Source organism: Paracoccus contaminans (assembly GCF_002105555.1).
GTDB classification, from domain to species: Bacteria; Pseudomonadota; Alphaproteobacteria; order Rhodobacterales; family Rhodobacteraceae; genus Paracoccus; species Paracoccus contaminans.
The window spans coordinates 291,903-315,415 of record NZ_CP020612.1; the positions used below are offsets into that span (position 1 = coordinate 291,903).

The 23,513-nt window shown below is 67.3% G+C and carries 23 protein-coding genes, 1 tRNA gene and 1 other RNA gene; 7 read left to right on the forward strand and 18 right to left on the reverse strand.

All coding sequences use genetic code 11. The features are described from left to right. Positions 1 to 497 precede the first annotated feature (497 nt). Positions 498 to 818, reverse strand: coding sequence for a hypothetical protein (locus tag B0A89_RS01430; RefSeq protein ID WP_085376615.1), 321 nt, complete (start codon positions 816 to 818; stop codon positions 498 to 500). Continuing rightward, a complete protein-coding gene (gene uvrA / locus B0A89_RS01435) occupies positions 815 to 3,736 on the reverse strand; it encodes an excinuclease ABC subunit UvrA (protein ID WP_085376616.1) in 2,922 nt (973 codons plus the stop codon). Before uvrA ends, B0A89_RS01430 begins: the two co-directional genes overlap by 4 nt. Before the next feature lie 161 nt (positions 3,737 to 3,897). Here uvrA and B0A89_RS01440 point away from each other — a divergent pair, with 161 nt between their 5' ends. Next, positions 3,898 to 5,499 carry a bifunctional metallophosphatase/5'-nucleotidase gene (locus B0A89_RS01440; RefSeq protein ID WP_085376617.1) on the forward strand — a complete coding sequence of 534 codons (1,602 nt, stop codon included), beginning with the start codon at positions 3,898 to 3,900 and terminating at the stop codon, positions 5,497 to 5,499. A gap of 15 nt (positions 5,500 to 5,514) precedes the next feature. Here the strand turns inward: B0A89_RS01440 and moaA are convergent, their stop codons facing one another. Then, positions 5,515 to 6,519 (reverse strand): GTP 3',8-cyclase MoaA, encoded by a 1,005-nt coding sequence (gene moaA / locus B0A89_RS01445; RefSeq protein WP_157115375.1) that lies wholly within the window; start codon positions 6,517 to 6,519, stop codon positions 5,515 to 5,517. A 134-nt stretch (positions 6,520 to 6,653) separates the two neighbouring features. On the opposite strand from moaA, the gene B0A89_RS01450 reads away from it, so the two are divergent. Next, entirely contained in the window at positions 6,654 to 6,854 is a 201-nt protein-coding gene (locus tag B0A89_RS01450; RefSeq protein ID WP_085376618.1) for a hypothetical protein, read from the forward strand. Positions 6,855 to 6,979: 125 nt separating this feature from the next. Here the strand turns inward: B0A89_RS01450 and B0A89_RS01455 are convergent, their stop codons facing one another. Further along, positions 6,980 to 8,146 carry a M20 aminoacylase family protein gene (locus B0A89_RS01455; RefSeq protein ID WP_085376619.1) on the reverse strand — a complete coding sequence of 389 codons (1,167 nt, stop codon included), beginning with the start codon at positions 8,144 to 8,146 and terminating at the stop codon, positions 6,980 to 6,982. Between the two features lie 124 nt (positions 8,147 to 8,270). Next, positions 8,271 to 10,124 (reverse strand): ABC transporter ATP-binding protein, encoded by a 1,854-nt coding sequence (locus tag B0A89_RS01460; protein WP_085376620.1) that lies wholly within the window; start codon positions 10,122 to 10,124, stop codon positions 8,271 to 8,273. Positions 10,125 to 10,357: 233 nt separating this feature from the next. On the opposite strand from B0A89_RS01460, the gene B0A89_RS01465 reads away from it, so the two are divergent. From B0A89_RS01465 to B0A89_RS01475, 3 genes are all read left to right on the forward strand, one after another. Next, the gene (locus tag B0A89_RS01465; protein ID WP_085376621.1) at positions 10,358 to 12,058 is read left to right on the forward strand and encodes a peptide ABC transporter substrate-binding protein; all 1,701 of its coding nucleotides are present in this window, start codon (positions 10,358 to 10,360) and stop codon (positions 12,056 to 12,058) included. A 69-nt stretch (positions 12,059 to 12,127) separates the two neighbouring features. Then, the gene (locus tag B0A89_RS01470; RefSeq protein WP_085378681.1) at positions 12,128 to 13,135 is read left to right on the forward strand and encodes an ABC transporter permease; all 1,008 of its coding nucleotides are present in this window, start codon (positions 12,128 to 12,130) and stop codon (positions 13,133 to 13,135) included. Then, positions 13,128 to 14,126, forward strand: a complete 999-nt coding sequence (locus tag B0A89_RS01475; RefSeq protein ID WP_085376622.1) for an ABC transporter permease — start codon at positions 13,128 to 13,130, stop codon at positions 14,124 to 14,126. Before B0A89_RS01470 ends, B0A89_RS01475 begins: the two co-directional genes overlap by 8 nt. Before the next feature lie 84 nt (positions 14,127 to 14,210). Here the strand turns inward: B0A89_RS01475 and B0A89_RS01480 are convergent, their stop codons facing one another. From B0A89_RS01480 to B0A89_RS01500, 5 genes are all read right to left on the reverse strand, one after another. Next, entirely contained in the window at positions 14,211 to 14,861 is a 651-nt protein-coding gene (locus tag B0A89_RS01480) for a thiamine diphosphokinase (RefSeq protein ID WP_085376623.1), read from the reverse strand. Then, entirely contained in the window at positions 14,858 to 15,073 is a 216-nt protein-coding gene (locus tag B0A89_RS01485) for a DUF2842 domain-containing protein (protein WP_085376624.1), read from the reverse strand. Before B0A89_RS01485 ends, B0A89_RS01480 begins: the two co-directional genes overlap by 4 nt. Beyond that, positions 15,073 to 16,365 carry an adenylosuccinate synthase gene (locus B0A89_RS01490; RefSeq protein WP_085376625.1) on the reverse strand — a complete coding sequence of 431 codons (1,293 nt, stop codon included), beginning with the start codon at positions 16,363 to 16,365 and terminating at the stop codon, positions 15,073 to 15,075. The genes B0A89_RS01485 and B0A89_RS01490 overlap by 1 nt, the downstream gene beginning before the upstream one ends. A 60-nt stretch (positions 16,366 to 16,425) precedes the next feature. Continuing rightward, positions 16,426 to 16,863, reverse strand: coding sequence for a type II 3-dehydroquinate dehydratase (aroQ, locus tag B0A89_RS01495; RefSeq protein WP_085376626.1), 438 nt, complete (start codon positions 16,861 to 16,863; stop codon positions 16,426 to 16,428). 92 nt (positions 16,864 to 16,955) lie between these two features. Next, positions 16,956 to 17,032 (reverse strand) — tRNA-His (locus tag B0A89_RS01500). A 106-nt stretch (positions 17,033 to 17,138) separates the two neighbouring features. Here B0A89_RS01500 and B0A89_RS01505 point away from each other — a divergent pair. Next, positions 17,139 to 17,372 carry a DUF6324 family protein gene (locus B0A89_RS01505; protein WP_085376627.1) on the forward strand — a complete coding sequence of 78 codons (234 nt, stop codon included), beginning with the start codon at positions 17,139 to 17,141 and terminating at the stop codon, positions 17,370 to 17,372. Between the two features lie 49 nt (positions 17,373 to 17,421). On the opposite strand, the gene B0A89_RS01510 is transcribed toward B0A89_RS01505, so the two are convergent. Beyond that, positions 17,422 to 17,883 carry an MmcB family DNA repair protein gene (locus B0A89_RS01510; RefSeq protein WP_085378682.1) on the reverse strand — a complete coding sequence of 154 codons (462 nt, stop codon included), beginning with the start codon at positions 17,881 to 17,883 and terminating at the stop codon, positions 17,422 to 17,424. A 99-nt stretch (positions 17,884 to 17,982) separates the two neighbouring features. Between B0A89_RS01510 and ssrS the strand changes: the two genes are divergently transcribed. Next, positions 17,983 to 18,141, forward strand: a non-coding RNA gene (ssrS, locus tag B0A89_RS01515) — 6S RNA. A gap of 120 nt (positions 18,142 to 18,261) precedes the next feature. Here the strand turns inward: ssrS and B0A89_RS01520 are convergent. The 7 genes from B0A89_RS01520 to B0A89_RS01550 all read right to left on the reverse strand — a co-directional run bounded on the left by B0A89_RS01520 (position 18,262) and on the right by B0A89_RS01550 (position 23,363). Further along, entirely contained in the window at positions 18,262 to 19,200 is a 939-nt protein-coding gene (locus B0A89_RS01520; RefSeq protein ID WP_085376628.1) for a DUF481 domain-containing protein, read from the reverse strand. A 418-nt stretch (positions 19,201 to 19,618) separates the two neighbouring features. Then, on the reverse strand, positions 19,619 to 19,930 hold the full coding sequence (locus B0A89_RS01525; RefSeq protein ID WP_085376629.1) for a hypothetical protein: 312 nt from the start codon (positions 19,928 to 19,930) through the stop codon (positions 19,619 to 19,621). Positions 19,931 to 19,999: 69 nt separating this feature from the next. Beyond that, entirely contained in the window at positions 20,000 to 20,467 is a 468-nt protein-coding gene (gene nusB, locus B0A89_RS01530; protein ID WP_085376630.1) for a transcription antitermination factor NusB, read from the reverse strand. Next, positions 20,464 to 21,021, reverse strand: a complete 558-nt coding sequence (locus B0A89_RS01535; RefSeq protein ID WP_085376631.1) for a 6,7-dimethyl-8-ribityllumazine synthase — start codon at positions 21,019 to 21,021, stop codon at positions 20,464 to 20,466. The genes nusB and B0A89_RS01535 overlap by 4 nt, the downstream gene beginning before the upstream one ends. 6 nt (positions 21,022 to 21,027) lie before the next feature. After that, entirely contained in the window at positions 21,028 to 22,146 is a 1,119-nt protein-coding gene (gene ribB, locus B0A89_RS01540; RefSeq protein ID WP_085376632.1) for a 3,4-dihydroxy-2-butanone-4-phosphate synthase, read from the reverse strand. Continuing rightward, the gene (locus B0A89_RS01545; protein WP_240558590.1) at positions 22,136 to 22,723 is read right to left on the reverse strand and encodes a hypothetical protein; all 588 of its coding nucleotides are present in this window, start codon (positions 22,721 to 22,723) and stop codon (positions 22,136 to 22,138) included. Before B0A89_RS01545 ends, ribB begins: the two co-directional genes overlap by 11 nt. 46 nt (positions 22,724 to 22,769) lie before the next feature. Further along, positions 22,770 to 23,363: a riboflavin synthase gene (locus tag B0A89_RS01550; protein ID WP_085376633.1), complete on the reverse strand. Its 594-nt coding sequence runs from the start codon at positions 23,361 to 23,363 to the stop codon at positions 22,770 to 22,772. Between the last annotated feature and the right edge of the window lie 150 nt (positions 23,364 to 23,513).

Here is a 23,513-nt window from a genome sequence, read left to right on the forward strand (position 1 = left end):
ATCATCTAGACCTGCCGGGTCACAGGGTCAATGAGAGCACGTGACCTGCCGCCGTGGCACGGCCACGAAAGGCCCAAGGAAACCGGGCAATCGGCGCGATCACATCCGCCGTGCCCTGCCATGCCGATCCCGGCCGGGCAGCGGCGTCATGGCGATGCTGCTGCGCGCCGCAGCGCCATGCCCTGCCCCTGCCCCTGCACCTACCGCCAAAGGCTGCATTGGGCACTGCGGACCCGCCAGTGGCCCCCGAGGGACGACAGCAGGGGGGAAAACCCTCGCAAGGGTCCAAACCGCTGAAAACTGCACGATCATGGGCAATGGTCGCCGCCCCGCTGCCCTGACGCGCCCCGACATGGCCAGTTTGGCAGGTGACTGCGACACAGACGGGCCAAAGCGTCGGCAAGACCCGAGGGGGCAGGCGTCGCCTTGGCTGCTGCCGCGCAGAAGGTTCAGCCCCCCATCCGCGCGGATGGCAGCGCGGCCGCGCTGCCCTCCGCTCATGCGCCGGCTTCGTCCAGCCAGCGCGCAAGCGCAGCATCGTCCAGCGCCGCGATCGCGCGCGCCTCGGCAGGCTCCTCCAGATGGCACAGGAACAGCGACTGTCCGTCGCCGCGCCGGGCGGCGACATATTCGCCGTCCTCGCTGCCCGCACCGCCCAGAAATACCTGCCAGCCCCGCGCCTCCAGGGCGCGGACCAGCCGCTCGGCCTGCGCCTCATAGGCGGGCGAAAACCGTTCCCAGACCTGTTCCGGCCGGCTGCCGGTCAGGCCCCATGCATGAGGCTCGCCATCCGGCGCGCGGGGAAAGCTTGCGCTCATGCAGCGGATTTGCGCGCCTTGCGCGATCTTGGGGCGGCGGCCGGGGCGCCTGCCTCTGCGGCAGGGGGCCGGCGCCGGGCGGCGGCAGCAAGCATGGGCGCCAGATAGCGCCCCGTGTGACTGCCCTCGACCTGCGCCACGGCCTCGGGTGTGCCTTCGGCGACGACGCGCCCGCCGCCGTCGCCGCCTTCGGGACCGATGTCGATGATCCAGTCGGCGGTCTTGATGACATCGAGGTTGTGCTCGATCACCACCACCGTGTTGCCCTGATCGACCAGCCGGTGCAGCACCTCAAGCAGCTTGCGCGTATCGTCGAAATGCAGCCCCGTGGTAGGCTCGTCCAGAATATACAGCGTCTTGCCAGTCGATGCGCGGGCCAGTTCCTTGGCCAGCTTGACTCGCTGCGCCTCGCCCCCCGACAGGGTTGTGGCCTGCTGGCCGACCTTGACATAGCCAAGGCCCACCTCGACCAGCGCGTCCATCTTGGACCGGATCGAGGGGACGGCGCGGAAGAAATCCTGCGCATCCTCGATCGTCATGTCCAGCACGTCGGCGATGGACTTGCCCTTGAACTCGACCTCGAGCGTCTCGCGGTTATACCGTTTGCCCTTGCAGGTCTCGCAGGTGACATAGACATCGGGCAGGAAGTGCATCTCGATCTTGATGACGCCGTCGCCCTGGCAGGCCTCGCAGCGCCCGCCCTTGACGTTGAAGCTGAAGCGGCCCGGCCCATAGCCGCGGGCCTTGGATTCGGGCAGGCGGGCGAACCAGTCGCGGATATGGGTATAGGCGCCGGTATAGGTGGCCGGGTTCGACCGCGGGGTGCGGCCGATGGGGCGCTGATCGATGTCGATGACCTTGTCCAGCAGCTCAAGCCCCTTGACGGCGCGGGCGGGCGCAGGCGTCTGGCGGGCGCCGTTCAGCCGCATGGACGCGGTCTTGAACAGTGTCTCGATCGTCAGCGTGGACTTGCCGCCGCCTGACACGCCGGTCACGCAGGTAAAGGTGCCCAGCGGGAATGCCGCCGTCACGTCCTTGAGGTTGTTCCCGGTCGCCCCCTCGACCTCGAGCCGCTTGCCATTACCCTCGCGCCGTTCGGCAGGCACGGGAATTTCCCTTGCCCCGGACAGATACTGCCCGGTCAGGCTGTCAGGGTTTGCCTCGATTTCCGCCGGGGTGCCCTTGGCGACAACGGTGCCGCCGTGCACCCCTGCCCCCGGCCCCATGTCGAAGACATAATCGGCATGGCGGATCGCATCCTCGTCATGTTCCACCACGATGACCGAGTTGCCCTGGTCGCGCAGCCCCTTCAGCGCGTCCAGCAGCCGGTCATTGTCGCGCTGGTGCAGGCCGATGCTGGGCTCGTCCAGCACATAGAGCACGCCTGTCAGCCCGCTGCCGATCTGGCTGGCAAGGCGGATGCGCTGGCTTTCGCCGCCCGACAGCGTGCCCGCCGCGCGGGACAGCGTCAGGTAATCCAGCCCGACATTCACAAGGAACCCAAGCCTTTCGCGGATCTCCTTGAGGATGGCGCGCGCGATCTCGTTCTTCTGCGCGCTCAGATGGTCTGGCGCGGCCTCGGCCCAGGCCAGCGCCTGACGGATCGACAGGTCGGTGACCTGGCCGATATGGCTGCCCGCGATCTTGACGGCCAGCGCCTCGGGCTTGAGCCGCCAGCCCTTGCAGACATGGCAGGGGCGGCTGTTCTGGTAACGCTCCAGCTCCTCGCGCGACCAGTTCGACTCCGTCTCGCGATAGCGGCGCTCGATATTCGGGATCACGCCTTCAAAGCTGCGGCTGACCTCATAGACACGGCCGCCCTCGTCAAAGCGGAAGGGGATTTCCTCGCCGCCCGAGCCGTGCAGCAGGATCCGGCGCGCATCCTCGGGCAGCTCGCGCCAAGGGGCCTTGCGGTCAAAGCCGTAATGCTTGGCCAGGGCGTTCACGGTCTGCGTCAGATAGGCCGACTTGGACTTGGCCCAGGGCGCAATCGCCCCTTGCGCAAGCGACAGCCCGCTGTCGGGCACGACCAGACGTTCGTCGAAGAACAGCTCGACCCCAAGCCCGTCACAGGCCGGGCAGGCGCCCAGCGGCGCGTTGAAGGAAAACAGCCGCGGCTCGATCTCGGGGATGGTGAAGCCGCTGACCGGGCAGGCGAAGTTCTCGCTGAAGGTGATGCGCTCGCCCTCGCCCTCGGCGGGGGCGGTCTCAAGAACGGCAATGCCTTCGGCCAGGTCCAGCGCGGTGCGGAAACTGTCCGCCAGCCGCGTTGCCATGTCGGGGCGCACCACGATGCGGTCGACCACAACGTCGATGTCATGGCGGAACTTCTTGTCCAGGGCCGGGGGCTGGTCCAGCTCGTGGAAGGCCCCGTCGATCTTGACACGCTGAAAGCCGCGCTTGCGCAGGTCGAGCAGCTCCTTTTCATAGGCGCCCTTGCGATCGCGGACGATGGGCGCCAGCAGATAGGCGCGCGTGCCTTCGGGCAGGGCCAGCACCCGGTCAACCATGTCCTGCACCTGCTGCGCCTCGATCGGCAGGCCGGTCGCGGGCGAATAGGGCGTGCCGGCGCGCGCGAACAGCAGCCGCAGATAATCATAGATCTCGGTCACCGTCCCGACCGTGGACCGGGGGTTCTTCGAGGTCGTCTTCTGCTCGATGCTGATCGCGGGGGAGAGGCCGGTGATATGGTCCACATCCGGCTTGCCCATCATGTCGAGGAACTGCCGGGCATAGGCCGACAGGCTTTCGACATAGCGCCGCTGCCCTTCGGCATAGATGGTGTCAAAGGCAAGCGAGGATTTCCCCGACCCCGACAGGCCGGTGATCACCACCAGGCTGTCGCGCGGGATGTACATGTCCACACCCTTGAGGTTGTGCTCGCGCGCGCCGCGGACTTCGATGAACTTCTGTTCCATGCAGACCTCTCGGGGACAGGGGCAACAGATAGGCACAGGAGCCCCCTGCCGCCACCCGGAACATAGCGTGAACGATGGCCCGGCGAAACCCCGCCGCTGGACTGACGCGATCCTGTCATGTTCCCTGCCGATACCGGCCCCACCCACAGCGGAGCGTTTTCATGAAACGGATCTTCCTTGCCTCGGCGGGCATCATGGCCCTGAGCGTCGGCGCGGCGCAGGCGGATTATGTGCTGCACATTCTGCACACCAACGATGTCCACAGCCGGATCGAGCCGATCAACAGATATGATTCGACCTGCGATGCCGAGACGCTGGAAAAAAGGGAATGCTTCGGCGGCGTCGCCCGCCTCGCCGCGGCAATCAAGGCGCGGCGGGACGCGATCCGCGCGGCGGGCGGCAATGTCATCGTGCTGGACGCGGGCGACCAGTATCAGGGTTCGCTGTTCTATACGACCTACAAGGGGCGGGACACGGCCGAGTTCATGAACGCGGTCGGCTATGACGCCATGACCCTGGGCAACCACGAATTCGACGATGGCCCCGACGGCGCCATGGTGCTGCTGGACGGCGCGCGCTTTCCGGTGATGTCGGGCAATCTGGACGTTTCGCAGGCTGACCGGCTGCGCGGCAGGCTGAAAAAGACCGTGACCCTGGACGTGGGCGGGGAAAGGATCGGCCTGGTGTCGGCGCTGGCGATGGACACGCCGGAAACCTCGTCCCCCGGCCCGACGGTGATCTTCAAAGACGACATCGACAGCCTGAGGGGCGATGTTCAGGCGCTGACCGAGGCGGGCGTGACCAAGATCATCGGCCTGACCCATGTCGGCTATGGCCGCGACCGGCAGATCGCCGCGCAGGTGCCGGGCCTCGATGCCATCATCGGGGGCCATTCCCATACCCTTCTGGGCGGGATGGAGGGGGCCGAGGGCACCTATCCCGCCATGGTCAAGGGCGCCGACGGAACCGAGGTGCCGGTCGCCACCGCCTATGCCTATGGCAAGTATCTGGGCGATCTGACGCTGACCTTCGACGATGCGGGCAAGCTGATCCGGGCCGAAGGCGCGCCGATCCTGCTTGACCAGTCATGGCCCGAGGACGAGGCCATCGCCGCCCGCATCAGGGACATGGCCGCCCCGATCGAGGCGCTTCGCGCCAGGCAGGTGGCCGAGATCGCAGCCCCGCTGGGCGCCGACCGCAAGGATTGCCGCATGCGGGAATGCGGGATGGGCAATGCGGTCGCCGACGCCATGCTCGACCGCGTGGTTGCGCAGGGCGTGACCATCGCGATCCAGAACGGCGGCGGCCTGCGCGCCTCGATCGATGCCGGGCCGGTGACGATGGGCGAGGTCGTCTCGGTCCTGCCGTTCCAGAACACCCTGGCCACCTTCGAGGCGTCTGGCGCCACGATCCTTGCGGCGCTGGAAAACGGCGCCAGCCGGATGGAGGAGGGAGCCGGCCGCTTTGCCCAGGTCGCGGGGCTGAAATACACGGTCGATCCAGAGGCCCCGAAAGGCAGCCGGATCAGCGATGTGCAGGTCCGCGAGGGCGCAGGGTGGGCGCCGCTCGACCCCGGCAGGATCTATGGAGTCGTGACCAATGACTATCTGCGCCGTGGCGGCGACGGCTATGACGTTTTCGCAACCCAGGCGCGCGCGGCCTATGATTTCGGGCCCGACCTGGCCGATGTCCTGGCCGATTACCTCGCCAAGCAGGGGCCGGGCTACAAAGCCGAGCCGGAGGGGCGCATCACCGTCAGATAGGCCCGCCGGGGGCGCTCAGCCCCCGGTGTGGCTCATGTGCCGCGACATCTGGCCCGCCACGCCGCGCGAATAGTCGAAATCATGGCCCTTGGGCTTGCGGGCGATGGCGGCGACGATCGTCTCGCGCAAGGGCGCGTCATCGGCGCTGGCGCGCAGGGGGGCGCGCAGGTCGGCGCGGTCCTCCTGCCCCAGGCACATGAACAGCTCGCCCGTGCAGGTAACGCGAACGCGGTTGCAGCTTTCGCAGAAGTTATGCGTCAGCGGCGTGATGAAACCGATCCTCGCGCCTGTTTCCTCGACCCGGACATAGCGGGCGGGGCCGCCGGTGCGCTCGGCCAGCGGCACCAGCGTCAGCCGCTCTTCCAGCCGCGCGCGCAGGTCGCGCAGGGGCCAGTACTGGTCAAGGCGCGCCTCCTCGCCCATGTCGCCCATGGGCATGACCTCGATGAAGGTCAGATCGTGCCCTTCAGCCGCGCACCAGTCCACAAGGCGGAACAGCTCATTGTCGTTGAAGCCCTTCAGGGCCACGGCATTGATCTTGATGCGCAGCCCTGCCGCCCGTGCCGCGGCGATCCCGTCCAGCACCTGCGGCAGACGGCCCCAGCGGGTGACGGCCGCGAACTTGTCCGGGTCCAGCGTATCAAGCGAGACATTCACCCGCCGCACGCCGCAATCGGCCAGCTCGGGGGCAAGGCGCGCAAGCTGGCTGCCATTGGTGGTCAGCGTCAGCTCGTCCAGACCGCGCCCCAGCCGCGCAGACATGGCGCGGAAGAAGGACATGATGTTGCGCCGCACCAGCGGCTCGCCCCCCGTCACGCGCAGCTTGCGCACGCCAAGGTCCACGAAGGCGCCGCACAGCCGCTCCAGCTCCTCCAGCGTGAGCAGCTCGGCCTTGGGCAGGAACTGCATGTGCTCGGCCATGCAGTAGGTGCAGCGGAAATCGCAGCGGTCGGTGACCGAGACCCGCAGATAGGTGATCGGGCGCGCGAAGGGATCGATCAGCGGGGCGACATCTGGCATTGCGCCAAGATAGGCCCGCGGCGCGGGCAGCACAAGGAAGGCCGCGTCATTCTGCCATGCCCGCCCATGGGGATGGACAAAGGTGTCGGTGGACGCCACCCTTCCGGCAGCAACGCCCCTGCAGCGAGAACCCGATGATGCGCGCATTCCACCCCGGCCCCATGGCCGCCATCCTGTCCCTGCTGGCGCTGGCCGCCTGCCAGACGAGCATGGACGACTCCTCGCCCCGCCCGGCGCCCCGCACGCCCGCGGGCACCGTTTCCGCCCAGCCCAGCAGCCCGGCCGCGGCAGCCGCTGCCGAGGCGCGCACCGGCATCATACCGGATACGCTGTAACCCTGCAGCCCCAAGGGCGCGGCCGGGCAGGCTCGGCCGCGCCATGGCCGGCGGCCGGACCGCGCGCCCGCCGCGCAGATGCGGCAAGGCGCGGGGACAGGAAGCCCGCGCCGCGCCTGCGCCCGTCAGGCGGCGGGCATCCGCGCCTCGACCATGCCCGCATACCAGCTTGCGCCAAAGGGGATGGCCTCATCGTCGAAGTCATAGGCGGGGCTGTGCAGCATCGCCGTGTCGCCATTGCCGACGAAGATGTAGGCGCCCGGTTTCTGTTCCAGCATGTAGCTGAAATCCTCGCCCCCCATCATCGGGGCGACATCCGTCTGAACCTGCGGCGTAATCGCGCGCGCCACCTCGGCGGCATGGCCGGTCTGTTCGGGGTGGTTGCGCGTAACGGGATAGCCGCGGCTGTATTCGACCTCGACCCTGGCGCCATAGGCGGCAGCGATGCCCTGGGCCACGCGCCTTATGTCGGCCTCCAGCTGGTCGCGCACCGCATCGTCCAGGCTGCGGGCCGTGCCCTTCATCCGCACGACCTGCGGGATGACGTTATGCGCGGTCGAATCGGTCTGCACGACGCAGATTGACACGACCGCGTTCTTCAGCGGGTCAACGTTGCGCGACACGATGGATTGCGCGGCAACGATGATCTGCGCGGCAACCAGGGTCGTGTCGATGCATTCATGGGGCTTGGCTGCGTGACCGCCCTTGCCGGTCACCACGATGTCGAACTGGTCGGCGGCGGCCATGATCCCGCCCTCGCGGATGGCAAAGCTGCCGACCGGGATGCCCGGCATGTTGTGCATGCCGTAGAATTCCTGGATGCCCCAGCGCTCGACCAGCCCGTCCTGCACCATGGCCTGCCCCCCTGCCCCGCCCTCTTCGGCGGGCTGGAAGATGACGATGGCGGTGCCGTCGAAGTTGCGCGTCTCGGCCAGGTATTTCGCCGCCCCCAGCAGCATCGCGGTGTGGCCGTCATGGCCGCAGGCATGCATGACATTGGGGGTGCGGGACGCATGGGGCGCGCCGGTCGTCTCGCTGATGGGCAGGGCATCCATGTCGGCGCGCAGGCCGATGACCCGACCATGCGTGTCGGTGCGGCCGCGGATCACGCCCACGACGCCGGTCTTGCCGATCCCTTCGACCACCTCGTCCACGCCAAAGCCGCGCAGCAGCTCGGCCACCCGGCCAGCGGTGCGATGGACCTCGTAGAGCAGTTCGGGGTTTTCGTGAAAATCGCGCCGCCAGGCGGTGATCTCGGATTGCAGCTCGGCGAAACGGTTCTTGACGGGCATGATGGCTCTCCTTCTTCGGGCCACAGGCTAGCCCCTCGCGGCCCGGACGCAAGAGAGGCGGGGCACGCCGCGCCCGGCTGCCGCGCAAGCCCCCCGTCAGGGCGGCAGGAAAGCGGCGCGCCTTCTAGCCGTGCGTGACCGGCTCGACCATGACCCGGTGCCCCGGCGCGACCTCGCGATAGGTCGAACGCGGCGGCTGGTAGCCCAGCGGATGGATGGGCGAGGGGATCGGCTTGAAGTTCAGATCCTCGCTGATCTTCTTCTGCCGGGGGTCGGCAACCGGGACGGCGGCCATCAGCTGGCGGGTATAGCTGTGCTGGGGGTTTTCGAACACCTGCCGGCGGGTGCCGATTTCCACGATGCGGCCCAGATACATGACCGCGACATGATGGCTGACCCGTTCGACGACGGCCATGTCATGGCTGATGAACAGCATGGAAATGCCCATGTCCTGCTGCAATTCCATCAGCAGGTTCAGCACCTGCGCCTGCACCGACACATCCAGCGCCGACACCGCCTCGTCGGCGATGATCAGACGCGGGCGCAGCGCCAGGGCGCGGGCGATGGCGATGCGCTGGCGCTGGCCGCCCGACATCTCGTGCGGATAGCGGCGCATGAAGCTGCGCGGCAGTTCCACCCGGTCGAACAGCGCCGCGATGCGGTCCGCCCGTTCGGTGCGCGATCCGATGCCATAGTTCAGCATCGGCTCCTCGATCTGGTCGAACAGGCGCATCTGGGGGTCGAGACTGGCGAAGGGATCCTGAAAGATCATCTGCATGTCCTGCCGCGCCCGGCGCAACTGCCCGGAGGACAGCGCCAGAACGTCGGTGCCGCCCAGCCGCACCGATCCCGAGGTCGGCTCGACCAGCCGCAGGATCGACCGGCCGCAGGTCGATTTGCCGCAGCCTGATTCGCCCACGAGGCTGAGCGTCTCGCCCCCGTTCAGGGTGAACGAGACATCCTCGACCGCATGGACCTGCGCGACCGTCCGGCGCAGCAGCCCGCCCTTGACAGCAAAGCGGGTGCACAGATCGCGCACCTCGAGCAGGGGCTGGGGGTCTTCGACCACGATGGGGCGCGGCTCGGCCGCGCTGGCGCCCCGCATCAGGCGCAGCGGGACAGGCGCGTCGGTGCCCTCCATCTCGCCCAGGCGCGGCACGGCGGCCAGCAAGGCCTTGGTGTAATCCTCGCGCGGGGATTCGAAGATCTGCTCGACCGGGCCCTCCTCGACCTTGTCGCCGCGCAGCATCACCACCACGCGGTCGGCCATCTGCGCCACCACCGCCATGTCATGGGTGATGAACAGCACCGCCATCCGCTTTTCGCGCTTGAGGCGGTTGATGAGGGCGAGGATCTCGGCCTGGATGGTCACATCCAGCGCGGTCGTCGGCTCGTCGCAGATCAGCAGGCGCGGCTCGCAGGCCATGGCCATGGCGATGACCACGCGCTGGCGCATGCCGCCCGACAGCTCGTGCGGATACTGGTCGAGCCGGCGTTCGGGCTCGGGGATGCGCACCTCGCGCAAAAGCGCCAGCGCGCGGGCACGCGCCTGCGCGCGGGTCATGCCGCGATGCACGATCAGCGATTCGGCCAGCTGGTCGCCGATCGTGAACACCGGGTTCAGCGAGGTCATCGGCTCCTGGAAGATCATGCCGATGCGGTTGCCGCGCACGTCCCGCATCGTGGCGTCGCTTTGCCGCGCCAGATCGACGGGGCGGCCGTCGCCGCGGTCGAACAGCATCGCGCCCCGTTCGATCTGCCCGCCGCCGTATTCGACAAGGCGCATCAGCGACAGCGACGTGACCGATTTGCCCGACCCGGATTCGCCCACCACGCAGACACATTCGCCAGGGCGGATGTCAAAGCTGATCTCGTTCACGCCGGCAACGCGGCCCTCGCGCGTCTGAAAGCTGACTCGCAGCCCGTCTATGGAAACAAGGGGGGCGGCCCCGACAGGGGCGGCGGCATCGTCGAGCATGGCGGTGTTCCTCTGCAGCCGCCCGGGGGGACGGTCCGCGGAACGTGCCGCCACACGCCTCTGTTTGCAAGTGTCACGGAGAGGTGATCTTTGCGCTTGCAATCGCCCCGCCCTGACGATGAAACTGCGGCCATTCCGCGGGGCGCCCGCATGCTGGACCAGATAAGCAGCCGGGCAGCCCGGTAACACGCCAGCAGCCCGCGGCCGCTGACAGCCAACACGGAGAAACGTGCATGAAGATCACCACCCTGCTGATGGGCGCCGCCGCGACCATGGCGCTGGCGAGCGCCGCCCAGGCCGAACGCGGCACCGACGGCCAGGTCAAGATCCTGTATTCGCAGGCGGTCTCGACCATGAACGGCTATATGTCCGGGGGCACCAAGGACATCGAGGTGGGCAGCCTCGTGCTGGAGCCGCTGGCCGGCTTCGACGAAAAGGGCAACATCATCCCCCGCCTCGTGTCCGAGATCCCCAGCATCGAGAACGGGGGCATCTCGGCCGACCGCACCTCGATCACCTGGAAGATCAAGCCGGACATGAAGTGGTCGGACGGCACGCCCTTCACGTCCGAGGACGTGAAGTTCACCGCCGACTACTGCATGCATCCCGAAGGCGGTTGCGCGCAGCTGGCGCGTTACGAGGGGATCAAGTCGGTCGAGGCGGTCGATCCGCTGACCGTCAAGGTCACCTTCGACAAGGCACAGGCCAATCCCTTCACCGCCTTCGTGGGCTCGACCTCGCCGATCCTGCAAAAGGCGCAGTTCCAGAACTGCCTGGGCACCGCCGCCTCGACCTGCACCGAGCAGAACACCAAGCCGATCGGCACCGGCCCGTTCCGCGTCACCGACTTCAAGGTCAACGACGTCGTGATGCTGGAAGCCAACCCCAACTATCGTGACCCGGCCAAGCCGGCCTTTGCGACCGCCATGGTCAAGGGCGGTGGCGATTCCGAATCGGCCACCCGCGCGGTCATGGAAACGGGCGAGTTCGACTATGCCTGGAACACCCAGGTGAACCCCGAACTGCAGGAACAGATGAAGGCCGGCGGCAAGGGCGTGTTCGAGGTCGCCTTCGGCACGCTGGTCGAGCGGATCGAGCTGAACCAGACCGATCCCTCCTCGGACCTGCCTGAGGGCGAGCGCGGGACCGCAAAGCATCCCCACCCGTTCTTCTCTGATCCCAAGGTGCGCCAGGCGATGTCGATGGCGCTGGATCGCCAGGCCCTGTCCGACATCGGTTATGGCGAGGCTGGCCGGCCGACCTGCGATCTGGTCCCCGCCCCCGAGGCCTATGCCGCCAAGAACACCTCGTGCCTGACCCAGGACATCGAGGGCGCCAAGAAGCTGCTGGACGAGGCCGGCTGGACGGTCGGCGCCGACGGCATCCGCGAAAAGGACGGCAGGAAGCTGAAGGTCCTGTTCCAGTCCTCGGTGAACCCGGTCCGGCAGGAATTCCAGTCGATCATCAAGCAGTGGTGGTCGGAAATCGGCGTCGATACGGAACTGAAGCAGGTGGACGGCTCGGTGTTCTTCGGCGCCGACGCCGGCTCGCCCGATACCGTGCAGAAGTTCTATGCCGACGTGCAGATGTATGCCAACAACTTCGACGGCACCGACCCCCAGCCCTATCTGGCGCAATGGACCTGCGACAAGGCGCCGACCCCGGCCAACCAGTGGCAGGGCGAGAACTATGTCCGCTACTGCGACAAGGCCTATGACGAAGGCGTCATGCAGATGCTGTCCGAGGTGGACGGGGCCAAGCGGGGCGAGCTGGCCAAGAAGCTGAACAACATGATCACCGTCGATTCCAACGTCAATCTGCCGCTGATCGACCGCGGCCGCTTCTCGGCCCGCTCGAACACGCTGGGCGGCGTCGTCATGAACGTGTGGGATACCGAGCTGTGGAACGCCTCGGACTGGTTCCGGGTGAAGTGATCTGACACCCCAATGGCCGCCCTGTGCCCATGGGCGCAGGGCGGCGTTCTTCTTTCCGGGGAAAGCGTCATGCTGACCTATACATTGCGACGGATCGCTCTGGCGATACCGTCACTTATCTTCATCTCGCTTGTCATCTTCCTGCTGCTGGAGCTTTCTCCGGGCGATCCGCTGGGCAATGTGCCCCTGACGGTGCCGCCCGAGGTCAAGGCCAAGATGCGCGAGGCGCTGGGCCTGGGACAGGCGTGGTATATCCGCTATGTGCTGTGGCTGAAGCAGTTCTTCTGGATCGAGCCGATGCACTGGGTCGATCAATGGCTGGGCACCTCGATCGTCGAGGGGCAGCAGCGGATCATCAGCTTCCAGTCGCGCGTGCCCGTCTTTGACGTGATCGCGCAGCGCATCCCCCAGACGCTGATCGTCGTCGGCTTCAGCTATCTGGTCGGCGTGCTGATCGCCATTCCGATCGGCATCTATTCGGCCTACCGGCAGTATTCCTGGTTCGACCAGCTCGGCACCTTCCTGTCGATGGTGGGCTTTTCCATGCCGACCTTCTTTACGGGCGTCGTGCTGATCATCATCTTCGCCGTAAACCTGCAGTGGTTTCCCTCGGTCTATGACACCACCCTGCATGTCACCGACTGGCCCAGCTTCTGGAAGCAGGTGCGCCAGATGGTCATGCCCGTGACCGTTCTGTCGCTGTATAACGCGGCGCAGATTTCCCGATTCATGCGCGCCTCGATGCTGGACAACCTGCGCCAGGATTACGTGCGCACGGCGCGGGCCAAGGGCCTGGCGGAACGGACCGTGGTGCTCAAGCACGTGCTGCGCAACAGCCTCATCCCGGTGGTGACCGTCATCGCGCTGGGGCTGCCCTCGGTCTTTGGCGGCGCCATCATCACCGAACAGGTGTTCCGGGTGAACGGCCTGGGGCAGCTGCTGATCTCGGCCATCCAGGCCAATGACATCCCCATGGTGCTGACGCTCACCTTCATCTTCGCCATCCTCATCGTTGCCTTCACCCTGATCGCAGACCTTCTGTATGGCGTCCTCGACCCGAGGATCCGGTATGACTGATCCCCTTGTTCCAGACAGCACCCCGCCGCAGGGGCAGCCCGCGCCCCTGACAGGGCAGACACCCGCGGACCGGGCGGCCATGCCCCTTGCCGATCCGGCAGGCGCGGCGACGGACCAGCGCAGCCAATGGCGCGACGTATGGGCGCAGTTCCGGCGGCACCGCGGCGCGATGGTCGCGCTGATGGTGTTCCTTCTGATCCTGCTGTTCGTGCTGGCCGGACCATGGCTGTGGTCGCTGGACGCGACCTTCGTGGACATCCGCGCGCGCAACAAGGGGCCAAGCTGGGCCCATCCGCTGGGCACCGACCAGCTGGGGCGCGACACATTGGCGCGCCTGATGATCGGCGGGCGGACATCCATCGCCGTCGGCATGACGGCCATGATCATTGCCGTCATGCTGGGCAGCCTCATCGGCATCCTGGCGGGCTTCTACCGCCGGCTTGATGCGCCGTTGTCGCGGCTGATCGAGCTGTTCCTTGCCCTGCCGCTGCTGCCCCTGCTGCTGCTGATGGTGACGCTGTTCCGCGAACCGCTGGCCAAGAACTTCGGCGCGGGGCCGGGCACCTTCCTGCTGATCGTGGTCGCCATCGGCGCCACGAGCTGGATGCAGGCGGCCCGGATCGTGCGCGGCGATGTCCTTGGCCTGAAGGAACGCGAGTTCATCCTGGCGGCCCGGTCGATCGGCACGCCCAGCGGGCGCATGATGCGCCGCCATGTGCTGCCGAACGTGCTGTCGCCGATCATGGTCGCGGCCACGCTGGGCATCGCCAGCGCGATCATCACGGAATCGGCGCTGTCGTTCCTGGGGCTGGGGTTCCCCCCGGATTTTCCGACCTGGGGCCGGCTGCTGTTCGACGCCATCCCGCAGATGCAGAACTATCCCATGCGGGTGGTGCTGCCGGGGGCGCTGATCTCGCTGACGGTGCTGACGGTGAACTATATCGGCGACGGGCTGCGCGACGCGCTCGACCCGCGCATCCGCGGGCGCTAGGCCCGGCGACGACAGGACGGACCGGGGCGTTGCCCCGGACCCCGGGATATTTGGGGCCGCCCGAGGCAAAGCCGGGCGGCCCTGTCATGCGCGGGCAATGGCAATGGCGGCGTTCAGCCGGTCCTGCGGCAGGATCAGCAGCACCGGCCCATTAACGCCCAGACGCACCGGCCCGGTGACCTCGTTCGAGGTGCCGATGCGCCCGGCCGGCGCAAGGTCGAGCCCGGTGGTCGGCCAGCGCAGGCCTTGGCTCTCCACCCGAGCCGGGCCCATGGGGAACAGCGACAGCCGGGTGCCGGGCGCAAGCCGGGTGGCAAGCTGCGGCGGGCAGGCCAGCACCACATCATCGCCGCAGATCAGCACGGTCGGCGGCCCGATGCGCCGCACAAGAACGCCAAGCGCCGCCAGGGCATGATCGAGGCGCGCCCCCCCGAAACCGACGCCGATCACGAAAGGCGCCGACAGCCGCAGCAGGCATTTCTCGAAATCGGTGCTGTCCTGCTCGGCCACGGGGTGAAGGCGGTCGCCCAGCCGCCCGCGCGCTGCGGCGGACAGGCTGTCGAGATCGCCGATCACCGCCAGCGGCTCGATGCCGTTTTCAAGGGCGATGTCGGCCCCGGAATCGGCGGCAACGACCGCCGGGGCCAGGGCCAGCGCCGCCGCCAGATGCCGCGGTTCAACCGTGCCGCCGCCGATCAGGGTGATGCCCCGGTCGCTCGACAGCACAGGCTTCATTCGCCGCGCCCGGTGCCGCTGAACACCCGGCGGAACGGAACGGCCCATGCAAAGGCCAGCACGACATAGAGCGGCAGCTCAAGCCAGCCGGGGGGGCGGCCGCCATACAGATCCCCCACCCAGGCCAGCAGCCACCAGGCAAGGACCAGATAAGCCGGCAGCCATACCACCAGCAGGATCAGCGACCAGCGCTTGCGGGTTTTCCGGTCCATCAGTCGGCGAAGGGGTCGGTGACAAGGATGGTGTCGTCGCGTTCCGGGCTGGTGGACAGCAGCGCCACGGGGCACTGGATCAGTTCCTCGATGCGGCGGACATACTTGATCGCGGCGGCGGGCAGATCGGCCCAGCTGCGCGCGCCCTCGGTCGATTCCGACCAGCCCTCGATTTCCTCATAGACGGGAACGGCGCGCGCCTGCAGGGCGGCCGCGGTGGGCAGATAGTCATAATGCCGGCCGTCCACGGTATAGCCGGTGCAGATCCGCAGCGTCTTGAACCCGTCCAGCACGTCCAGCTTGGTCAGGGCAATGCCGTTCACGCCGGAAATGGCGCAGGTCTGGCGCACCAGGGCCGCGTCGAACCAGCCGCAGCGGCGCTTGCGCCCGGTCACGGTGCCGAACTCGCGCCCGCGCTCGCCCAGGCGCTGGCCGACCTCGTCCTCCAGCTCGGTCGGGAAAGGGCCGGAGCCGACGCGGGTCGTGTAGGCCTTGACGATCCCCAGCACATAGCCGATCGCGCCCGGCCCCATGCCGGTCCCCGACGCGGCCATCCCCGACATGGTGGTGGAGGAGGTGACATAGGGATAGGTGCCGAAGTCGATGTCCAGCAGCGAGCCCTGCGCGCCCTCGAAAAGGATGCGCTTGCCCGACCGCCGCGCGTCGGCCATCACCTTCCACACCGGCTGGGCATAGGGCAGCAGCCTGGGCGCGATATCCAGCAGGCGCGCGCGCAGGTCGGCCCGGTCGATGGGATCGGCGCCCAGCCCCTGGCGCAGCGCATCGTGATGGGCAAGCAGGCGGTCGAGCCGCTGGTCCAGCGTTTCCTCGTCGGCCAGGTCCGCCACGCGGATGGCGCGGCGCCCGACCTTGTCCTCATAGGCAGGGCCGATGCCGCGGCCGGTGGTGCCGATCCTGGCGCTGCCGGCAGCCTCTTCGCGCAGGCGGTCCAGATCCTGGTGCAGCGGCAGGATCAGGGGCGTGTTCTCGGCGATCATCAGGTTGTCGGTCGAGATGGCGACCCCCTGCCCCGCCAGCTTTTCGATTTCGGCGAAAAGCGCCCATGGGTCCAGCACGACGCCGTTGCCGATCACCGCCAGCTTGCCCGGACGCACGATCCCCGAAGGCAGCAGCGACAGCTTGAACACCTGCTCGCCGATGACCAGCGTATGGCCGGCGTTGTGGCCGCCCTGAAAGCGGGCGATCACATCGGCGCGTTCCGACAGCCAATCGACGATCTTGCCCTTGCCCTCGTCACCCCACTGGGCGCCGACCACCACCACATTTGCCATGAACACCCCTCGCATTGATCAGGGGCGCGTATAGCGGCCCCGGCCCGCCGGCGAAAGCGGCTATGCCGCCAGCGCGGCCACCCGGCGCAGCGCCAGCAGATAGCCCTGCGTGCCGCAGCCCGCGATCACCCCATCCGCCCGCAGGCTGACATAGGAATGATGGCGAAAGCTTTCGCGCTGATGGACATTCGAGATGTGGACCTCGATCACCGGGCCGTCAAAGGCCTTGAGCGCATCAAGGATCGCCACCGAGGTATGCGTGAAGGCGCCCGGATTGATGACGATGCCCGCGGCGCTTTCCCGCGCCTCGTGAATCCAGTCGATGATCTGGCCCTCGTGGTTCGACTGGCGAAAGCGCAGGGCGACGCCCAGCTCGGCCGCAAGGGCTGCGCAGGCCGCCTCGACATCGGCAAGCGTCTCGCGCCCATAGATCTCGGGCTGCCGCCTGCCCAGGAGATTGAGGTTGGGGCCGTTCAGAATGTCGATCGTGGTGGTCATGCTATCCGCCCAAGGTTGCCCCATCAGGTCAGGACAGGATCGAGCGGTCAAGTCCCGGCAGGGCTGCCGTCAGGGATGGGGGGCAAGGGCGGTGGTACCGCCTCCCCGGCTTGAACGGGGGACCTCTGGATCCACAATCCAGCGCTCTGACCAACTGAGCTAAGGCGGCACAGGCGGAGGGTCTAGCGCCAGCCCGCGCCGGATGCAAGTGCATCTTGCTGCCCAGCCGCGCCGCCGATAAGGGAAACGGATCAAGGATGCAGAGGACCGCCGCGATGGGGATCAACAGCGAAAGCGACGTTTCCGCCAATCTTCAGATCGGCCCGACCGACCAGGGGATGGTGCGCATCTATGTCGAGGGCGAGGGCATCGACCTGCCGCTGGATTTCGAGCCCGACGAGGCCGCCGAGATCGCCGAAGAGCTGATGGCCGCTGCCGAAGCCGCGCGCGGCATGGGCAGGGGACAGGGAGAGCGGGGCGGCAAGCCCGGCAAGGGCGGCAGGCGCTAGTTCAGGTCAGGCAAGCGGCGCTGCCCTGCCCCGCAGACCGGCGGGCCCTTCAGTCCGGCAACGGTCCGGTGAATGCCTCCGGGTCCGACAGCCGTATGAGGCGGCAGGCGGCCGTGCGGGCAATGTCGCGCAGGATGCGGGCACGCCGTGCCGCGGCGAGGCGGGCACAAGGCGCAGGGCGGATGATTTCGGCCCCATAGGCATCCGCCACCATCAACCCGTCGCCCTCGGGCAGCAATTGGGCGGGAAAGTCGCAATCGGTGGCCCAGAAGAACCGGTCGCACCAGTCGAGATAGCCCTGCCACTTGCGGTCTGCGACGAAATCGGCACGGCAGCTTTTGCATTCGACGATCCAGATCTCGCCCGAGGGCGCGACCGAGATCACATCGACACGCTGCCCTGGCGCGGGCACGAATTCGCATAGCGGGGCGTGGCCCAGACCCGCCAGCATTCGCACCACCCCGCGGGCAAGCCGAAAGCCCGGCTGGGCCGGAACAGAAGCGTCATTCATGATCCAATGATGAACGAAATGGGAACATCCTGCAAGCTGCAAGTCATGCATGGATGACCCTTGCGAGCGGTCGTGCCGCCCCTTAGCTAACGCCTTGGCGGGTTTCTGCTCTTCTCGTGAACGGCCATTTTTTCCACTGGCCTATAATTTCTCGATGGGGGCTGGCGCTGTCGTGGCCCTGGTCACGTTACCTGGCACCCACCTGGTTCACCAGGCTTTCGGGAAAACCTGCGCTGGCACGGTCGCTGCGGTTCCCGCCACATTCAGAAGGCCGCCCCTTGCCAGGGGCGGCCTTCCTGGCTTTTCACGCCGCGCCAACGGAAAAGGACGGCCCTGCGGCCGTCCTTCCCAAGCAAGCTCGGATCAGAGCGAAGCTGATCAGAACCCGTAGACGAGCGAAACGCCCAGCGTGTTGTCGGTGCGCTTGTCACGATCTTCGACATACTCGGTCTTGTACGACACGCGGGTCGCAAAGGCGTCGGACATCTTGAAGTTCAGGCCCAGTTCGTTGGTGGCGGTGTCGGGCGAATCTTCCGACGACAGCCAGTCGGTGTAGTTGGTCAGGAAGAACTGGTCGTTGAACTTGTGGTAGAAGCGCGACGACACGATGTAGCCGGTTCCGGTGTTCGAATCCCAGTGGCCCGAACCCATCAGCGGGTCAACGGCATCGGTCGCATCGACAACGAACTGCTTGGTGTAGCGGATGCCCACACCCGCCTGCATGCGCCATGCAGTGGTGTCGTTGTTGATGATCCGATAGCCCGGACCAACGCCGAAGAACGCGTCGCGCTTCAGCCCGCCGTCCAGGTCGGCGAAGGTTTCATCGTCGGCCAGGCCGTCGATGTCGCCAGCCATCCCGTCGGTCGCCAGACGACCCAGCGCGAAGGCATAGAACTTGTCGTTGAAGTAGTAGTTGGCGTCATAGATCACCGAGGTCTTTTCGGTGTTGGTGTCGCCATCGTTGTCTTCACCGTATTCAAGCACGATGCCGACGGACTGCTGGAACTGACCGACGCTGTGGCTCAGGCTGCCCGCGAGCGAGAAGTCCTGGTTTTCCGAGTTGCCGGTGCGGCCGGTATAGCTCATCGCCACCGAACCTGCGAGGCCGGTCTTGCGGTCGGCCGGGCCGAAGCGGCGCGAATCGTTCGAGCGGTCGAAGTCGTCCTGAACGTCGTCACGGATGTCCGTGATGCGCTGGTTGATATTGTTGGCCCCGATGACACCGCCGCCAACAGCGAATTCTTCCTGCGCGAAGGCAGGCGCGCCCAGCAGAACGGCCAGGGCCGATGCGCTGGTCAGGAGAGCAAGTTTCTTCATTGCGTTCCTCTCGATCCTCAGAAAGGCCATCTTGCGGTGGCCGCTTACGAAGCCTGATCTAGAACTGCGGGCTTCGATTTTAAACCGGGCCGGCAGATCGACGCCCTCCTCACGGGTTCGTGTAAGGTTATCCTGGAACCCGGCGGCATCAGGGCATGGACTCGCGAGGGGGCACTCTGAGGCTGAAAACCGTCATGCTTTTCAGTAACTAAACACGTCCATCCAACCAGCACAAAGATGAAGATACAGAGTCAAGACTAGAAAACCTCGCCGGGCTTTGACCCATCTGTGTTGCAAAACCCACACAACCTTAACGTAAACCATTCCTTTTAACCGCGCCTTCAACCGCCGGATGCATGAACATGACGGCCGGCGCGCTTGCGCGGCCGGCCGTTCGCGGTTGCTGGGCTATGGTGGATCAGCGCCGGCGCGGCGTTCCCGCCAAGGCAACGGGAATGGCCGCGCCCCTGCCTGCGGGTGCCCGGTTTCCCCCGCGTGGCGGGCGGGGCGGGTCGGCCATCTGCATGACGGCTATGGCGAACTGAACACCGGCAAAGCAGATGGCATTGAAAAGGACCAGCATCCCAAGCGCCAGCCAGCCGCCCGAGGTTTCAAGCGTAAGGTGGCGCAGATGCGCGACATCGAGCGCCACCAGCAGGACGGTGAAGCCGACCGCAAGGCAGAAGCCCAGCAGAATGTTGCGAAGATACAGGCGGACGAGTTCCGGCATGGGCACGCTCCTCTCTCTGATCTCCATGTAGGCATCCAAAGGGCGGCACGTAACCCGGTTCCCGCCCCGTCAGAATGCCTCTGGATGCGCCTCGCGTGCCATGTGATCCAACACCGCGTTGACAAAGCGTGTCTCTCGCCCCTCGGGAAAGAAGGCGTCGGCCACACCCACATATTCCGAGATCACCACCCGCGGCGGGGTGGTGCCGGCGACCAGCTCGGCCCCCGCGGCGCGGAACAGCGCCCGTAGGACCGGGTCGATCCGCGCGATGGGCCATTTCGCCACCAGCGCCCGATCCGTCATCTGGTCGATGCGGGCCTGCCTGTCCACCACGCCGTTCAGGATGCTGGTGAACAAAGCCTCGTCGGCATCGGGGGTGGTGCCTTCCTCGTAATCGACACCGATGCGCCAGTTCTGGAATTCGCGCGCGACCAGGGTGGCGGACTGGTTCGCGGCCTCCATCTGGAACAGCGCCTGCACGGCATAGACGCGGGCGGCGCCGCTCAGCGCGCGGCGGTCGGGGCGCGGCGCATTCATGCGATGGTTCCGCCGTCAAGCTCGCCGGCCAGGCGGATCAGGTCACGGGGCTGATCGGCGCCGGGCCGTTCATCGCGGCGCTGGCCGCCCCAGCGCCGGCCCAGCGCGATCAGGTGCAGCGCTGCGGCAGCGGCACCGCCCCCCTTGTCCTGCCCCGCCGGGTCGGCGCGAACCATCGCCTGGCCCATGTTTTCCACGGTCAGGATGCCGTTGCCGATGCACATCCCCTGCAATCCCAGCAGCATCAACCCGCGCGCGCTGTCGTTGCAGACGGTTTCATAATGCGTCGTCTCGCCCCTTATCACGCAGCCCAGCGCCACATACCCGTCATAGGCGGCCATCCGTCCGGCCATGCCGATCGCGGCCGGGATCTCGAGCGCGCCGGGAACCTCGACAAGATCAACCGAGGCGCCGGCCTGCCGGGCCATCGCGCGGGCGCCTGCGATCAGGCCGTCGGCCACGGCGCGGTAATAGGGCGCCACCACGATCAGCAGCCGGACCGGCCCTTCAAGCGTCGGCAGCGGCAGGATGGTATGTTCGGTCAGCTCGGCCATCGGGGATCAGTCCTGCGGGATCGGGCGGGTGGAATGGATGGAAAGCCCATAGCCGTCAAGCCCGATCACCTTCAACGGGGCCGAGTTGGTCAGCAGGACCAGCTCGGACAGGCCGAGCGCGGACAGGATCTGGGCGCCCAGCCCGTATTGGCGCAGCGTATGGGGCGAGATTTCGTCCGGCCGGGGCAGCCTTGCAGACAGATCGCGCAGCAGCACGACCGCCCCGCGCCCCTCGGCGGCGATCATCCGCATCGCCGCGGGCAGATCGCCCCCGCGCTCTCGGCGGATGCCCAGCACATCGTGAAGGGGATCAAGCGCGTGCATCCGGACCATGACCGGGCCGGGTGCGCGCAGATCACCCATGGTCAGCACGATATGCTCGGCGCCATGCTGGGTTTCGTCGGCAAAGATGCGCATGGTCCATTCGCCGCCATGGGCGGCCACGCGGCTTTGGGCGCGTTCGGCGATCAGGTTGTCGTGGCGGCGGCGATAGGCGATCAGGTCGCTGATCGTGCCGATCCGCAGCCCGTGTTTCTGGGCAAAGGCCACAAGGTCCGGCAGGCGGGCCATGGTGCCGTCCTCGTTCATGATCTCGCAGATCACCCCCGAAGGGTTCAGCCCCGCCAGCCGCGCGATGTCGACAGCCGCCTCGGTATGGCCGGCGCGCACCAGCACCCCGCCGTCGCGGGCGCGCAGGGGAAACACATGGCCGGGCGTTGCGATGTCGGCCGCGCCCATCGCCGGATCGATGGCGACGCGGATGGTGCGGGCGCGGTCCTGCGCGGAAATGCCTGTCGTGACCCCCTCGCGCGCCTCGATCGACAGGGTGAAGGCGGTTTCGTGCCGGCTGGAATTGCGCGGCGACATCAGCGGCAGGTCCAGCGCATCGGCCCGTGCCGCCGTCAGCGTAAGGCAGATCAGCCCGCGCCCGTGGGTCGCCATGAAGTTGATCGCATCCGCCGTCGCCATCTGCGCGGGGATGACCAGATCGCCCTCGTTTTCCCTGTCCTCGTGATCGACCAGGATGAACATCCGGCCGTTCCGGGCGTCCTCGATGATATCCTCGATGCGCGAGATGGCGTCGGACCAATCGCGCTGGACGGGGCCGGGGTTTTCATACTGCATGGGTCTGTCCGTTGAAGAAGCTGTGTCCGCTGACGAAACCGGCCAGACCGGCCGCCGCCATGATCTCGCGTTCATGATCGGTCTCGCCGATCATCAGCACCCCGTCGCCAGGCAGGCCCTGGCCGCGCAGCCAGTCCTTCATCGCCGAACGCATCGCACCCCAGGACGCGCCGAAGGGCGGCAGTGCAAGGCTGGAACGGGCGGCGATGGCCGCGCCCAATGCGGCCGGGTCGATACCGGGCGCGGCGCCCAGATGCGGGGCTGCCCGGCTGGCGGCCAGGCGGGCAAGCCGGCCGGGCGCAGGCAGCGCGCCTTCGCGGAAAACCCCCAGCGCATTCGAGGAATAGAGAAAGGCGATCAGATCGCGCCCGGTCGTGGCGCGCACCCCGGCATAGGTTCTGTAGTCCAGCCCCAGCGCCTGTGCCCGCCGCACCTGCTGGCGCACCACCTCGACGGGCAGGCGCGCGCCCAGCAGCTCGGCCCGCGCCACGCGCCAGCAATGGGCGCGAAAGCCCGCCCCCTGCGTTGCGGGGCCGCGGTTATGTCCGATGCCAAAGGCGGGTCGATCCTGCATCATGACCCGGCCTTAGCGCAGCAGGCGCGCGGGCGAAAGGCGCAGCGCGTCAGCCCGCCTCGGCCAGCCGCGCGACATAGCGGGCAAGCGTGTCGATTTCCAGGTTCACCGCATCGCCGGCCCGCGCCTGACCCCAGGTCGTCGCGGCCTGCGTATGCGGGATCAGGTTGACGCCGAAGCGCCGGCCCTCGACCTCATTGACGGTCAGCGACGTGCCGTTCAGGGCCACTGATCCCTTGGGCGCGATGAAGCGGGCCAGATCGGCCGGCGCCTCGAGCGTCAGGCGCAGGCTGTCGCCTTCGGGCCTGGCATCGACAATGCGGGCCACGCCGTCCACATGGCCCGACACGATATGGCCGCCCAGCTCGTCGCCCACCCGCAGCGCCCGTTCCAGGTTGAGCCGCTGGCCCGGCGTCCAGCCTTGGGCGCCGATGCTGGTGCGGGCCAGCGTTTCGGCGGATACATCGACGGCGAACCAGCCCGGTCCCTTGTCCACGACGGTCAGGCAGATGCCATCGCAGGCGATTGATGCGCCGATGTCCACCCGGTCCATGTCATAGGCCGTCTCGATCCGCGCCCGCATGTCGCCGCGCGCCTCGACCGCCGAAACGCGGCCGATATCGGTGATGATCCCGGTGAACATGACAGCTCCTTTCACGCATCCCCGCCATCCGGCGGGGGCGGGCGGACGATGGCGGCGCGCGGGGCCGCATGCAAGGGGGCACAAGGAGGAGAACGGCAAGGGGGCAATGCGGGCGGGCGCCCGCCTGTCGCCCGTTTCGCTGCCGATCCG